The organism is Eubacterium pyruvativorans (assembly GCF_900102225.1).
GTDB lineage: Bacteria > Bacillota > Clostridia > Peptostreptococcales > Anaerovoracaceae > Aminicella > Aminicella pyruvativorans.
Genome location: NZ_FNBF01000008.1, coordinates 12070 through 26243 on the forward strand (window position 1 = coordinate 12070; position 14174 = coordinate 26243).

Sequence of the window (14174 nt, forward strand, 5' to 3'; positions counted from 1 at the left end):
CATAGCATATTTCGCCGCAGGGTGTCAAACCGTCCGCCACACATTACCATCACATTCCCGTTATCTAAGAATCATATTGATATCCTATGATAGAATTGATTATAAGGGGTATGATTATGCTGGGATACATCGAAGCGGAGAAGCCGGAACTCAGGCTCCGGGAGTTCGCCATTTACAACGGATGGTACTGCGGGCTCTGCAAGCAGGCAGGCAGGGATTACGGGCAGCTCCTTCGCCTGGGTCTCAGTTATGACATGGCCTTCCTGGGTCTGTTTCTGGGCGCACTGGAGGAAGGGCCGGAGACCATCCGGCAGGAGCACTGCATCGCCCATCCCGTCCGGAAGAAGAATGTGGTATATGATCCCGTTCTGGCCTATGCGGCAGACATGATGGCGCTGCTGGGCTGGGAAAACTATCTGGATGACCGGAAGGACCGGGACACAGACCGGGATCCGCTCTCAGAGCGCCTGCTGAAGACCGCCTCGGCCCCGGGACTACACAGGGCATATCAGAAGGCCCGGGGAAATCACCCGGAAACCGCCGCAGGGATCCGGGAAGCCCTGGAAGCTCTGGGGGCTCTGGAAGAGCAGAACTGCAGCAGGCCGGACCTTCCGGCAGAAGCTTTCGCGAAGGTGATGCAGACGGTTTTCGACGGCAGGCTCCGGCAGACAGGGGCGGATGCGAACGTCCGCCGCATTGTCAGCGAGTTTTCGTCCCATCTGGGCAGATGGATTTACCTGCTGGATGCGGCGGATGATCTGGAGAAGGACCGCTCCAGCGGTGCCTATAATCCGCTTCTGGCGGCAGCGGACGGCGGACAGGATGAAGCCCTGATACGGGAAGAGATCCGGCCCGTACTGTACCACCATCTGGGCCGGATGACCGACGCCTACGAGCTGCTGGACATCCGGAAGAACCGGGAATTGCTGAATAACATCCTCTATCTGGGCCTCCGTCGGAAGACCGACCAGGTTCTGGATCCGTCATACAGCGACAGGAAGAACGACATAGCACAACGAAAGGCAGAGCAGAATGACATCGAAAGATCCATATGAAGTGCTGGGTGTAAGCCGGAGCGCATCTAAGGATGAAATCAGAAGAGCGTACATGGAACTGGTGAAGAAATATCACCCGGACAAGTATCAGGGGAATCCCCTGGCAGACCTGGCCCAGGAGAAACTCCAGGAAGTGAATGAGGCCTATGATTTGCTGATGAAGAGCAGCGGGGCCGGGAACGGCGCTTCTCCGTACGGCGCCCAGCCGTTCAGCGGCGGATATGCCGGTGGCAGCGCCTACGGCAGCGGACAGGCAGGCTACGGATCGGGGAATTACGGGTCCTACAGCAGCAGTTCCCCGGTATATAATCAGATCCGCTCCTGCATCAACCGGGGCGATATCGGAGCGGCGGAACGCCTGCTTCAGTCCATTCCGGAACGTTCCCAGGAGGCGGAATGGCTGTTCCTCCGGGGCGTCATTTCCTACTCGAAGGGGCTGATCGCCGAGGGAATCTCCAACGTTCAGAAAGCCATGGAGCAGGATCCGTCCAATGCAGAATACCGGGCCGCCTACAACCAGATGCAGAATGCGGGAAATATGTACCGTGGGTATTCCGGCGCCCAGGGCTATTCCTCCATGGGAGACGCCGCAGCCACCGGCCTGCTGTGCTCCACGATCCCTCTCTGCCTCTGCTGCTGACGGAAGAGAAATAACGGGGTGCCCCGAACGAATGAACCATCGTCCGGAGGCACCCACGCTTTTTTTCGTCTTCTTAGTTTTCCGACTTATACGTTTTCCAGTACATGGAATACAGATCATCTCCGTCCGGGCCCAGATCCCGGAGGACTTCACTCTTTTTCAGGGCACTGTCCGGCGGGAACAGTTTCTGATTCTCCCGGATTTTCTTCGGCATTTTCTTCCTGGCCCCCTCATTCGGTGTGGCATAGGTCAGATACTTGAAGTTCTTATAGGCAATATCCGGCCGGCACATGAAGTTAATCCACTTCTCCGCATTGGACACATGGAACGCATTCTTCGGAATGACCCACGCATCGATGAACACTTCCGTGCCCTCCTTCGGGATGACGAAATCCAGGGCCGGATTCAGCTTCTGGCTGTACAGCATCTCGCCGTTCCACACAACACCGATATCGGCGGACCCTCCCAGCAGCAGGTCCCGGGCAGAGTCATTGGCGTACTTATACACCAGCGGCTTCTGCCGGATCAGGTAGCGGACAGCCTGCTTCAGGTCCGATTCCTTCTTCGTATTCAGCGAGTGCCCCTGCGCCTTCAGCGCCGCAGCCAGCGTATCCCGGAGGGAATCCTGCATCAGCAGTTTCCCCTTGTATTTCGGATTCCACAGATCGTTCCAGGAAGTGACGGATCCTTTCGGAATCTTCTTCGTGTTGTACATGATGCCCAGCACACCGAACTGATACGGCACAGAGTAATGGTTTCCCGGGTCGTAGGCACGGTCGGCGATGGCCTTGTAGCGGCTGCCGATATACCGGTTGTTCGGCACCTTCGAGAAGTCGATCTTCTGGAGCAGGCCTTCGCCGCGCATCCGCTCCACCATATAATCACTGGTGCAGATAACGTCGTACACCCCCGCCTGATTCTTGATCACCGGATACATCTCCTCGTTTGTATCGAAGGTATCCAGCACCACCTTGATCCCCGTCTCCTTCGTGAACTGCTTCACCACCGCCGGGTCGATGTAATCGCCGGCTGTGAACACAGCCACTTCGTTCTGGTTCTTCCTTCCGCAGGAAGCCAGCGGAAGGGCCGTCAGAACGGTCATGAGCAGAACCAGCAGCAGACTGATGATCCGTCTATTTGGTTTCCGGAACATGATATTCCTCCTTTCGACCGGAGCCCGATCTTTTCTTTTGTCCTTTCGCCTAACCCTGGGCCGTCTCGTAAATGAACTCATCCTCAATCTCCCGGTTCCCGGCGTAGTTGGCAACGAGCAGCACCGCCAGCACCAGAATGAATATCACCGTGGACAGGGCGAAAAGCGTCGGCCGGATGCCCACCTTCACCTGGGAATAGATCAGTGTGGAGATGGTGTTAATGCCGGCACCCCGGGTGAAATGGGTGACCACAAAGTCATCCACCGACATGGTGAGGGCAAGGAGAAATCCGGAGATGATGCCCGGCCGAAGTTCCGGCAGAACCACCTTCCGAAATGCGTATACCGGCGCAGCCCCCAGATCCAGAGCCGCCTCGAAGCTCTGCCGCCCGATCTGCTTCATCTTCGGCATCACAGACAGGATCACATAAGGGATGCTGAAGGTGATGTGGGCCAGCAGCACGGTCCCCCAGTTCAGATAGAACCCGAAGGCGATGAAAGCCAGCATCAGGGAAATACCGGTGACGATATCCGCATTCAGCAGCGGGATATTGTTCAGCCCCATGATCACGCTCTGGGTGCGCTTCTTCATATTCATGATGCCCACACAGGCCAGCACCCCGATGATCGTAGCGATCACCGAGGAAACGACGGCGATGGAAAATGTATTCCACACCGCATGAAGAATCATGGTATCGTGGAACATTTCCCGGTACCACCGGAGGGACAGTCCCCGCCAGGCGAACATGGACTTGGAGGAATTGAAGGACAGCACCACCAGCGTCAGGATCGGCAGGTACAGAAACAGCAGAATGATGATGAGATAGAGTGTACGAAAATATCTCTTCATAAGTACGTTCCCTCCCCTGAACGATCCAGTCTGGACAGAGCAGTCATACTGATCACGATGAACAGCATCATGACCAGGGATATGCCGGAACCCAGGTTCCAGTTGGCGCTGGTGGTGAATTCCTGTTCAATGATGTTTCCGATCAGGAAAATCTTTCCACCGCCCAGAATGTTGGAAATAACGAAGGTGGTCAGGGACGGAACGAACACCATCGTCACGCCGCTGGCAACCCCCGGCACCGTCAGAGGAACGATGACGAACCGGAAAACGGTCCATTTCGTTGCTCCCAGGTCATAGGCCGCTTCAATGAGATTCTCATCGATTTTCATCAGCGAATTGTAGATCGGCAGTACCATGAAAGGCAGAAAATCGTACACCATACCCAGCACGATCGCCGCCGGCGTATTGATAATCGCCGGCATCGGCAGGTGGAGATGCCGGAGCATGATCTCGAAAATTCCGTTCCGCTCCAGAATGACCTGCCAGGCCATGGTCCGGAGCAGGAAATTCATCCACATCGGCAGGATGAAAATGAAGATGATGAAGCCTTTCTTTCCGAAACTGCTGTACCTGAGCACCAGGGCCAGCGGATACGCCAGCACCATGCAGATCACTGTACTGATCAGAGACAGCAGCAGGGACAGCCCCAGCGCCTTCAGATGCACCGGCTGGAAAATCGCCAGAATGTTATTCATCGTAAACGCACCGGTACGGTCCGTAAATCCATAGTAAAAAACCATCAGCAGCGGAATCAGTGTCCCGCAGAGGATCCACAGCAGGAAAGGCGCCGCAGGTAATTTCTTTGCCATAGTTCCCTCCTAACTGTCGTAATCGTCCATGCTGAACGCTTCGGCTTCCTTCGTCTTCGGCTTGTGCATGATCTGGATGTTGTAAGGAATCACGCTGAGGCTGACATGCTCACCCACGGCATAGCTGACCGTGTTCTGAACCAGCCACTCAAACCCGTTGGCCATAATCTCCATCTCGTAGTGCACACCGATAAACACGTTGTGGGTCACCACACCGTCCATCTGTCCTTCCCCCGGTTTCCCGACGATCAGGTCTTCCGGACGGATCATGACATCCACCGGCTCCTTCACGCCGAACCCGGTGTCCACACATTCGAACTTCTGCCCCTGGATTTCCACCAGCCGGTCTTCCAGCATGATGCCGTCCACAATATTGCTGTCACCGATGAAATCCGCCACAAAGGCATTCTGCGGTTCGTTGTAAATCTCCTCCGGCGTGCCCATCTGCTGAATGTAGCCATTATTCAGCACAACCACCTTGTCACTCATGGTCAGCGCCTCTTCCTGATCGTGGGTGACGTAGAGGAATGTGATACCCAGCTCCTCCTTCAGCCGAATCAACTCATACTGCATGTCCTCCCGCAGCTTCAGATCCAGGGCCCCCAGGGGCTCATCCAGCAGCAGCAGTTTCGGCTCGTTCACGATAGCCCGGGCGATGGCAATTCTCTGCTGCTGTCCGCCGGACAAAGACTCAACTTTCCGGCGTTCGAATCCCTGCAGATTCACCAGCTTCAGGGCATACTGGATCTTGTCCCGGATATAGGCGTCGGACTTGCCCCGGATCCGCAGTCCGAAGGCGATGTTCTGCCCCACGTTCATATTCGGAAACAGCGCATATTTCTGAAACACCGTGTTCAGCTGACGCTGATTCGGCGGCATATCCGTAATGTCTTTTCCCTCAAAAAAAACACTGCCGCTGTCGGGTTTTTCAAACCCGCCCACGATCCGAAGGGTTGTGGTCTTCCCACAGCCGGAAGGTCCCAGAAGAGTGATGAATTCGTTTTCACCCACATCCAGACTCAGATCGTCGAGAACGACATTGTCATCATACACTTTCGTTATGTGGCGGAGTTCCACCAGATTTCTTGCCATCGGCACATCCTTTCCAACCGGGCAGCTCTCCTGCCCCATGAAAACCAGCGGATCACCGGCCATAGCCGGCATATGCCGGAGAACTCTCTCCATTCCGGCATACCATCATAACATTATATACGCACTCAGAAGGAAAAAAAAGAGAAACTGTGCACAGAAATCACAAGAAAAAAGATGCCCCGGGATCCGGTTCCGCCCCGTCGAAGCAGGAAGCCCCGGGAAGCAGGTTTCTCTGCTTCCCGGGGCTTCCCTCCTTCCGTTCCCCAGCCGGGGAATCGGATCCTTATTCGAAGAACTTCTTCACCTTGTCGGAGAAGCTCTGCTTTTTCTTGTAACAGCTTCCTTCTTTCAAGTGCTCCGCCATGGTGCGGACCGCCTTCTTCTGTGCGCTGTTCAACTTCGTCGGCACCTCCACGGTGACCGTGACGTACATGTCTCCCGGGCGGCCGGTCCGGATATTCCGGATGCCCTTTCCCTTCAGGCGGAATGTGGTTCCCGGCTGTGTGCCTGCCGGCACCCTGTACTGAATCTTTCCGTCCAGCGTCGGTACCACGATCTCATCGCCCAGGGCTGCCTGATCGAAACTGATCGGAATTTCCAGACGAATGTCGCTTCCGTTTCTCTGGAAAATCTCGTGGGGCTTGACCTTGATCACCACATAGAGATCGCCGTTCGGTCCGTTGTTCTCTCCCGGCTCACCCTGTCCCCGGATCGGAATCACGGAATCGTTATCCACTCCTGCCGGGATGTTGACCTCGATCTTCACCCGGCTCTTCACCTTTCCGGTGCCGTGACAATCGCTGCACGGTGTGTCGATCACGGAGCCCGTCCCGTTACAGTCCGGACACGGAGACTGGGTCTGCATCTGGCCCAGCATGGTCTTCCGCACCTGGGTGATGACACCGGAACCGCCGCACCGGGAACAGGTGCGCTTGTGGGTTCCCGGCGCCGTCCCTTCTCCGGAGCAGGTCTTGCACTTCACATACTTGTTCAGCTGGATGGTCTTCTTCGTTCCGAAGGCCGCCTCTTCGAACTTGATCTGGACGCCCGCCTGCAGGTCTCTGCCCTTCTGAGGCTGATTCCTGCGCTGTGCACCGCCGCCGAACCCGCCGAATCCGCCGAATCCGCCGCCGCCGAAGATATCACTGAAGATGTCTCCGAAGTCACCGAAACCGCTGAATCCGCCGCCGGCGCCGCCGCCGAATCCCGCATTCGGATCCACTCCCGCGAATCCGAATCGGTCATACTTATCCTTCTTCTCCGGGTCTGACAGAACGCCGTAAGCCTCGTTGACTTCCTTGAACTTCTCCTCGGCTTCCTTGTCCCCCGGATTGCGGTCCGGATGATACTTCAGCGCCATCTTCCGGAACGCTTTCTTGATCTCATCGTCACTGGCGCCCTTCTGGATCCCGAGGACCTCATAATAATCGCGCTTATTCTCTGCCATACCGTACCGGCTCCCCTCTTACTTTCTACTTATCGTCGTCTACCACAGTGTAGTCTGCATCCACAACGTTGTCATCATTGAATCCGCCGTTATTCTGCTGACCCTGGTTCTGACCTGCCTGACCGCCCATGTTCGGGCCCGCCTGGCCGCCCATGTCCGGGCCTGCCTGCTGGTTCTGCTGTGCCTGTGCACCCGCCTGCTGATACAGCTTGGTGGATACTTCATTCAGCTTCGCCATCAGAGCGTCTTCCTTCGCCTTGATGTCATCCGGGTTATTTGCATTCAGCGCAGACTGCAGATCATTCTTCAGGTTCTCCAGTTCTGTCTTCTCGGACGGATCAATCTTTCCTTCCACGTTCTTCAGCGTGGTTTCTGTCTGGTAAACCAGGTTCTCAGCCTTGTTCCGCTCTTCCACGGCCTCCTTCTTCTTCTTGTCTTCCGCCTCGTACTGCTGGGCTTCCTTCACCTTACGGTTAATTTCTTCCTCCGACAGGTTCGTGGAAGAAGTGATTGTGATCTTCTGTTCCTTGCCTGTACCCAGATCCTTGGCGCTGACGTTGACGATGCCGTTTGCATCGATGTCGAAGGTTACCTCGATCTGCGGAATGCCGCGCGGCGCCGGAGCGATGCCGGTCAGCTGGAAGCGGCCCAGTGTGATGTTGTCTGCAGCCATTTCCCGCTCACCCTGCATGACATGAATGTCAACCGCAGTCTGATTATCCGCAGCAGTGGAGAAGATCTGGCTCTTTCTGGTCGGAATCGTTGTATTTCTTTCGATCAGCTTCGTGGCAACACCGCCCAGTGTTTCGATGGACAGAGACAGCGGTGTGACATCCAGCAGCAGAACGTCGTTGACCTCACCGGTCAGAACGCCGGCCTGGATGGAAGCACCGATGGCGACACATTCATCCGGGTTGATTCCCTTGAACGGCTCCTTTCCAGTAACTCTCTTCACGGCTTCCTGTACCGCCGGGATACGGGAAGAACCGCCTACCATGATGACCTTGGAGATGTCGGCGTTCGTCACTTTCGCATCCGCCATCGCCTTCTGCATCGGCTCGATGGTCCGGTTGACCAGGTCAGCGGTCAGCTGATCGAACTTCGCACGGGTGATATCCATATTCATGTGCAGCGGACCGTCTGCCGTTACCGTGATGAACGGCAGGTTGACATTGGTGGTCTGGGCGCTGGACAGTTCCTTCTTCGCCTTCTCTGCCGCTTCCTTCAGTCTCTGCAGTGCCATGTTGTCCTGTCTCAGGTCAACGCCGTTTTCCTTGGCGAACTCATCTGCCAGGTAATTCATAACCGCATTGTCGAAGTCATCGCCGCCCAGGTGGGTATCACCGTTGGTTGCCAGTACTTCGAAGACACCGTCTCCCAGTTCCAGAACAGAGACATCGAATGTGCCGCCGCCCAGATCGTATACCAGAACCTTCTGGGATCCGTTTTCCTTGTCCAGGCCGTAAGCCAGCGCTGCCGCTGTCGGCTCGTTAATGATTCTCTTCACATCCAGTCCTGCAATTCTGCCGGCGTCCTTCGTCGCCTGCTTCTGTGCGTCGGAGAAGTATGCCGGTACAGTGATGACCGCCTCGGATACCTTCTCACCCAGATATGCTTCCGCATCGTTCTTCAGTTTCGTCAGGATCATCGCAGAGATATCCTGCGGTGTGTAGTCCTTCCCGTCGATGGTCACCTTGTAGTTTTCACCCATGTGACGCTTGATGGAAGAAATCGTTCTGTCCGGATTCGTGACAGCCTGTCTCTTCGCCGTCTCACCCACCAGTCTCTCGCCGTTCTTCGCAAAACCGACGACGGACGGTGTGGTTCTGTTTCCTTCCGCATTCGTGATAACAGTCGGTTCGCCGCCTTCCAGTACGGATACGCAGCTGTTCGTTGTACCAAGATCTATTCCGATTACCTTAGCCATATTGATTGCCTCCTCTGACTCCTACATTTCTAAAAACCCGGATTCAGGATCCGGATTCGATGGATCACTATATTGGATATATCTTGAAGGACCCTGCCCGGGCCCCGGGATATCAGTTAACTATTCACCCGGACCATGGCCGGCCGGATCACCTTATCATGAAGGGTGTAGCCCTTCTGAAGAACCGCAGTGACCTGACCGCTTTCGAAATCCGCATTGTCATCGGTCATCACCGCATGATGGAAATTAGGATCGAACTCCTTTCCCACCGCATCGATTTCCGCAAGCCCCGCCTTCGTGAGTACATCGCGCATCTGCCGGAAGATCAGCTCCATGCCCTCGGCGTACTTCTCATCCGCCGACTCCTGGGCCAGGGCTCTCTCGAAGTTGTCCAGCACCGACAGCAGTTCCGTAACGATCTTCTCGTTGGCGTAGGAGAATACTTCCGCCTTCTCCTTCTCGGTCCGGCGCTTGTAATTCTGGAAATCCGCCATCAGACGCATGTATTTCTCATCGCCGCTCTCTTCGCTTTCGTTCTTCTCAGCCTCATCTTCCCGGGACTCTTCTTTCTTTTCGTTCCGGCTTTCGGCCTCTCCGGCATCTGCATTCTTCCCATCTCCGGCATCGTCGGCGCCGGAAACGGACTCTTCCGCATCAGAAGCACCGGCTTCCGCCTGTTCTGCAGTCTCGTCGGAAATGCCCGCAGCCTTCTTCATTTCTTCATCGCTCATCGTTATCCTCCTCATCATCCATCCGGAAAGCATCGTTCAGATTTTCTGTCAGGTACTGCATGACCGACGTAACTCTCCCATAATTCATCCGGGTCGGTCCGATAACACCGATCTTTCCCGCATACTTCCCGTTCACATGATACGTCGCCGTGATCACGGAACAGTCCTTCATATCCACATCCGGGTTTTCGTCGCCGATCGTCACGATCACGCCGTCATCCCGGTCTGTCAGTTCTTTCAGGAAGTTCGTCCGTCCCTCGTTTTCGAACTTGGAAACGAACCCCTTCGCCCGCTGGGTGTCACTGAACTCCGGCAGATCGAAAATATTCGCAATACCGTCCATGTACAGGTTGATGTTCAGCAGACTTTCCAGGGTTTTCAGGAAGTTCGGCATGATGTTCTTCGTCAGCTGACTCATCGCCGTGATGTCCGTTCTGGCATCGGTGGCCAGATTCTCCCGGAGTACATCGGTCAGATTCTTTCCCTTGTAATCATAGGTCAGACTCTTCGCAATGACATTCAGTGTCTCCTGAGTATATGGCACATCTACCCGGAGCAGACTGCTGGAGGATTTCCCGCTCTCCGCAATGGTCATGAGCACGATCTGCCGTGCATCCACCGGAATCAGGTTCACATATTCCAGCTTGTCCTGCTTCTGCGTCGGACTCATGGCGAAGGACGCCAGATTCGTAATCTCGGACAGCAGCTCCGCAGCATGCTGAATCGTCCGGTCCAGTTCCTTCACATCAGCCCGGAGCGTTTCCCGGATTCTCCGCTTCGATTCCTCCGGCAGTTCCTCCCGTCCCATCATATCGTTGACATAGAGGCGATATGCCTTGTCCGACGGAACCCGTCCGGCGGACGTGTGGGGATGGGTCAGATACCCCATGGCCTCCAGATCGCTCATCTCATTCCGGATCGTCGCCGGACTGATGACATTGTTAAACTCCCGGGCCAGAGTTCTGGAACCAACCGGTTCCGCAGACATCACATAATCATTGATGATTGCCTGGAGGATTTTCAGTTTTCTTTCTGTCAATTCCATTCTCATCACCCCTTGTTAGCACTCATCGTTCTCGAGTGCTAAACACTGTATATAATATATGCCCAGGCTCTCCCGATGTCAACCATTTCTTCGGAAGTTTTTCGAGACAGATCCTTCTATACGAACATTATACGAACACTTCCATGATGCGGTTGGAGATATCGATGCCCTTCTCCGTGAGCCGGAGTCCCTCTTCATCCTCTGTCAGTTCTCCCATCCGGAAGAATTCGTCCAGTTCCCCCCAGCGTCCCCCGAAAACATCCCGGAACGGCCTGCCGAAGCGCGCCTCGAAATCCCGGTACCGGATCCCTTCCAAAAGACGCAGGGCTGTGAATGCATACTCGCCCGTATCGTCTTCAAATGAATTTTCGTGATCTTCCGCCGGCGGGAGCGAGCGGTACAGCAGGTCAGACGCCCGGGTGATGCGGCGGCCCTCCAGAAAGGAACTGGCCGCCGCTCCCAGCCCGAGGTACTCCTGAAAATGCCAGTATTTCAGATTATGCCGGCACTCGAAACCGGGTTTCGCCGCATTGGAGATCTCGTAGTGGCGGTATCCCGCCGCCCGGATCCGCTCCAGTCCCTTGTGGTACATGGCCCGGTCCGTCTCATCATCCAGCAGCGCCAGCCGCCCCGCCCGGTAATCCTCATAGAACCGGGTGCCCTCCTCAATCTGAAGGCTGTAGAAGGACAGATGCTCCGGCTGAAGCGCCAGCACCTGAGCCAGTGTGTCCATCCAGTCTGCCGGGGACTGCCCCGGCACGGCGAACATAATATCTACATTAATATTGTGGAATCCCGCATGCCGGGCATCATGATAACAGCGGAGAAAATCCTCCGGAGTATGTACCCGGTTCATAATTCCCAGCACCTTCGGAGAGAGGGACTGCAGTCCGATGCTGAGGCGGTTCACCCCCGCCGCACGCATCTGACGGAGCTTCTTCAGATCCAGTGTTTTCGGGTTCGATTCCAGTGTAATCTCCGCATCCGGCGTCAGGCCGAACCGTTCCCGGATCCGTTCCACCATGAAACGGATCCATTTCGGTTCCAGCAGCGAAGGCGTGCCGCCGCCGAAGAAAATGGAATCCGCCACATACCGGCCCCCGTATTTCTTCCCTGTCCGGTCGATCTCTTCCAGGATTCCCTCGTAATACGATTTCATCACCAGCGCTGCCGGGAGAGACACCACACTGAGTTCCGGGTCTCCGCCCGGCTCCGGCAGTCCCTTCATCGGAACCGGCACATCCACGACGCCGCTTCCCACGCTGTTGGAATAGAATCCGCAGTACCCGCAGCGGGAGAGACAGAACGGGATATGGATGTAGATGCCCAGTTTCTTTTTCATGATACGCCCTTTCCGAAAAACGGGCCGGCAGCGGAATCGCTGCCGGCTTCCTTCCTGATTATCCGTCCTACTTATCATCGTCATACTTCAGCACAGCGGTGAACGCCTCCTGAGGCACCTCCACCTTTCCGAACTGACGCATCCGTTTCTTACCTTCCTTCTGCTTCTCCAGCAGTTTCTTTTTCCGGGAAATATCGCCGCCGTAGCACTTGGCGATTACATCCTTCCGGTACGCCCGAACGGTCTCTCTGGCAATTACTTTTTGTCCTACTGCCGCCTGCACCGGCACCTCGAACTGATGCATCGGAATAACTTCCTTGAGTTTCTTGCAGACGAACCGCCCCCGGGCGTACGCCTCGGAACGGTGGACAATCATGGAGAAGGCGTCCACCATATCCTTGTTCAGCAGTACATCCATCTTCACCAGATCGGACTTCTCATAGCGAAGGAATTCATAGTCCAGGGAGCCGTACCCCTTGGTCCGGGACTTCAGAGCGTCGAAGAAATCGTAGATCACCTCATTCAGAGGCATCTCGTAGTGCAGCTCCACCCGGTCTGTGGTGATGTATTCCATGCCCTTCATCACACCCCGGCGGTTCTGGCAGATCTCCATGATCGATCCCACGTATTCCTTCGGCAGCATGATGTCCGCCTTCACAATCGGTTCTTCGATGTGATCGATTTCCGACGGGTCCGGCAGATTGGTCGGATTCTGAATCATCCGCACCGTTCCGTCAGTCATAACCACCCGGTATACAACGCTCGGGGAAGTGGTGATGACAGACAGGTTGAATTCTCTCTCCAGCCGTTCCACCACGACTTCCATGTGCAGTAGTCCCAGAAAACCGCAGCGAAAGCCGAATCCCAGCGCTGCGGAGGTCTCCGGTTCAAACAGCAGGGAAGCGTCGTTCACCTGCAGTTTCTCCAGCGCGTCCTTCACGGATTCATAGTTCTCCCCTTCCGCCGGGTAGATCCCGGAGTAAACCATAGGCTGAACCCTCTTGTAGCCCGGAAGCGCCTTTTCCGTCAGGCGGTCCGCCAGGGTGATGGTGTCTCCCACCCGGGCATCCCGGACCTGCTTGATAGCCGCCACGATATAGCCTACATCGCCGGCCCGGAGGAATTTCGTCGGTACATGACCCGGCGCCATGACCCCCACTTCTGTGACCTCATAATTCTTCTTCGTGGCCATCATGTGAATGGTGTCTCCCACCTTCACCGAACCCTCGAAGAGCCGGGCATAAATCACCACACCCTTGTAATTATCGTAAGCCGAATCGAAGATCAGCGCCTTCAGCGGCGCATCCACATCCCCCTCCGGATGGGGAATGTCTGTGACAATCCGCTCCAGAAGTTCCTGAATCCCCATTCCGGTTTTCGCAGAAACTTCCGGTGCGTTCTCCGCATCGATTCCGATCATCTCCTCGATTTCTTCCTTCGTCTCTTCCGGACGGGCACTGGCCAGATCCATCTTGTTCAGACAAGGCAGAATCTCCAGGTCTTCGTTGATCGCCAGATAGACGTTGCCCATGGTCTGGGCCTCCACGCCCTGGGTGGCATCCACCACCAGCACCGCCCCCTCACAGGCGGCCAGGCTGCGGGACACCTCGTAGTTGAAGTCCACATGCCCCGGGGTATCGATCAGATTGAAGATATACTCGTGTCCGTCTGCGGAGGGGAAGACCAGCCGGCTGGTCTGCAGCTTGATGGTGATTCCCCGCTCCCGCTCCAGGTCCATGTTATCCAGGAACTGCTCCTTCATATCATGCTTCGACACCAGACCGGTATTCTCGATCATCCGGTCGGCCAGGGTGGACTTGCCATGGTCGATGTGGGCAATGATGCTGAAGTTTCGAATATATTTCTGATAGTCGTTATCGTGATTCATATAATTTCTTCCCTGATTCGCCGCCCGTCCTCCCCCGAAGGCCCCGGGGCAGCGCACTTCTGTTTGGTTTCTGTGTGATTTCTATATACCTTTCTATTTTACCAATACCGGGGCGGATTGTAAACGTTTCCCGGAACAGGAAAGCAGGACTGCCTGTCCGAACCGGGGAACGGCGGGTTCCCTTGCTCGAACGGA

12 protein-coding genes are annotated in these 14174 nt (G+C 55.6%); 2 read left to right on the top strand and 10 right to left on the bottom strand.

Annotated features, from left to right (window positions below; genetic code table 11):
* Nucleotides 1-116 precede the first annotated feature (116 nt).
* Both BLQ24_RS04325 and BLQ24_RS04330 read left to right on the top strand, forming a co-directional pair.
* Nucleotides 117-1055, top strand: a complete 939-nt coding sequence (locus BLQ24_RS04325; RefSeq protein ID WP_090163044.1) for a DUF5685 family protein — start codon at nt 117-119, stop codon at nt 1053-1055.
* A complete protein-coding gene (locus BLQ24_RS04330; protein ID WP_090163046.1) occupies nt 1033-1695 on the top strand; it encodes a J domain-containing protein in 663 nt (220 codons plus the stop codon). Before BLQ24_RS04325 ends, BLQ24_RS04330 begins: the two co-directional genes overlap by 23 nt.
* 73 nt (nt 1696-1768) lie before the next feature.
* Here BLQ24_RS04330 and BLQ24_RS04335 read toward each other — a convergent pair whose 3' ends face one another.
* The 10 genes from BLQ24_RS04335 to lepA all read right to left on the bottom strand — a co-directional run bounded on the left by BLQ24_RS04335 (nt 1769) and on the right by lepA (nt 13979).
* Nucleotides 1769-2848, bottom strand: a complete 1080-nt coding sequence (locus BLQ24_RS04335; protein WP_090163048.1) for an ABC transporter substrate-binding protein — start codon at nt 2846-2848, stop codon at nt 1769-1771.
* A 49-nt stretch (nt 2849-2897) separates the two neighbouring features.
* A complete protein-coding gene (locus BLQ24_RS04340) occupies nt 2898-3698 on the bottom strand; it encodes an ABC transporter permease (protein WP_090163050.1) in 801 nt (266 codons plus the stop codon).
* Nucleotides 3695-4507, bottom strand: a complete 813-nt coding sequence (locus tag BLQ24_RS04345; protein ID WP_090163052.1) for an ABC transporter permease — start codon at nt 4505-4507, stop codon at nt 3695-3697. Before BLQ24_RS04345 ends, BLQ24_RS04340 begins: the two co-directional genes overlap by 4 nt.
* Before the next feature lie 9 nt (nt 4508-4516).
* Entirely contained in the window at nt 4517-5599 is a 1083-nt protein-coding gene (locus tag BLQ24_RS04350; RefSeq protein ID WP_090163146.1) for an ABC transporter ATP-binding protein, read from the bottom strand.
* Nucleotides 5600-5882: 283 nt separating this feature from the next.
* Entirely contained in the window at nt 5883-7046 is a 1164-nt protein-coding gene (gene dnaJ, locus BLQ24_RS04355; RefSeq protein WP_090163054.1) for a molecular chaperone DnaJ, read from the bottom strand.
* A gap of 25 nt (nt 7047-7071) precedes the next feature.
* Entirely contained in the window at nt 7072-8973 is a 1902-nt protein-coding gene (dnaK, locus tag BLQ24_RS04360; protein ID WP_090163056.1) for a molecular chaperone DnaK, read from the bottom strand.
* A gap of 116 nt (nt 8974-9089) precedes the next feature.
* Nucleotides 9090-9704 carry a nucleotide exchange factor GrpE gene (gene grpE / locus BLQ24_RS04365; RefSeq protein WP_163427238.1) on the bottom strand — a complete coding sequence of 205 codons (615 nt, stop codon included), beginning with the start codon at nt 9702-9704 and terminating at the stop codon, nt 9090-9092.
* Nucleotides 9694-10749, bottom strand: a complete 1056-nt coding sequence (gene hrcA / locus BLQ24_RS04370) for a heat-inducible transcriptional repressor HrcA (protein ID WP_090163148.1) — start codon at nt 10747-10749, stop codon at nt 9694-9696. Before hrcA ends, grpE begins: the two co-directional genes overlap by 11 nt.
* 127 nt (nt 10750-10876) lie before the next feature.
* On the bottom strand, nt 10877-12091 hold the full coding sequence (hemW, locus tag BLQ24_RS04375) for a radical SAM family heme chaperone HemW (RefSeq protein WP_163427239.1): 1215 nt from the start codon (nt 12089-12091) through the stop codon (nt 10877-10879).
* 67 nt (nt 12092-12158) lie between these two features.
* On the bottom strand, nt 12159-13979 hold the full coding sequence (lepA, locus tag BLQ24_RS04380) for a translation elongation factor 4 (protein WP_090163062.1): 1821 nt from the start codon (nt 13977-13979) through the stop codon (nt 12159-12161).
* Nucleotides 13980-14174: the final 195 nt, after the last annotated feature.

What these genes read in the sequence shown, in the direction of transcription:
- BLQ24_RS04325 (WP_090163044.1), top strand. Translation starts at nt 117, where the DNA reads ATGCTGGGATACATCGAAGCGGAGAAGCCGGAACTCAGGCTCCGGGAG.
- BLQ24_RS04330 (WP_090163046.1), top strand. Translation starts at nt 1,033, where the DNA reads ATGACATCGAAAGATCCATATGAAGTGCTGGGTGTAAGCCGGAGCGCA.
- BLQ24_RS04335 (WP_090163048.1), bottom strand. Translation starts at nt 2,848, where the DNA reads ATGTTCCGGAAACCAAATAGACGGATCATCAGTCTGCTGCTGGTTCTG.
- BLQ24_RS04340 (WP_090163050.1), bottom strand. Translation starts at nt 3,698, where the DNA reads ATGAAGAGATATTTTCGTACACTCTATCTCATCATCATTCTGCTGTTT.
- BLQ24_RS04345 (WP_090163052.1), bottom strand. Translation starts at nt 4,507, where the DNA reads ATGGCAAAGAAATTACCTGCGGCGCCTTTCCTGCTGTGGATCCTCTGC.
- BLQ24_RS04350 (WP_090163146.1), bottom strand. Translation starts at nt 5,599, where the DNA reads ATGGCAAGAAATCTGGTGGAACTCCGCCACATAACGAAAGTGTATGAT.
- dnaJ (WP_090163054.1), bottom strand. Translation starts at nt 7,046, where the DNA reads ATGGCAGAGAATAAGCGCGATTATTATGAGGTCCTCGGGATCCAGAAG.
- dnaK (WP_090163056.1), bottom strand. Translation starts at nt 8,973, where the DNA reads ATGGCTAAGGTAATCGGAATAGATCTTGGTACAACGAACAGCTGCGTA.
- grpE (WP_163427238.1), bottom strand. Translation starts at nt 9,704, where the DNA reads ATGAGCGATGAAGAAATGAAGAAGGCTGCGGGCATTTCCGACGAGACT.
- hrcA (WP_090163148.1), bottom strand. Translation starts at nt 10,749, where the DNA reads ATGGAATTGACAGAAAGAAAACTGAAAATCCTCCAGGCAATCATCAAT.
- hemW (WP_163427239.1), bottom strand. Translation starts at nt 12,091, where the DNA reads ATGAAAAAGAAACTGGGCATCTACATCCATATCCCGTTCTGTCTCTCC.
- lepA (WP_090163062.1), bottom strand. Translation starts at nt 13,979, where the DNA reads ATGAATCACGATAACGACTATCAGAAATATATTCGAAACTTCAGCATC.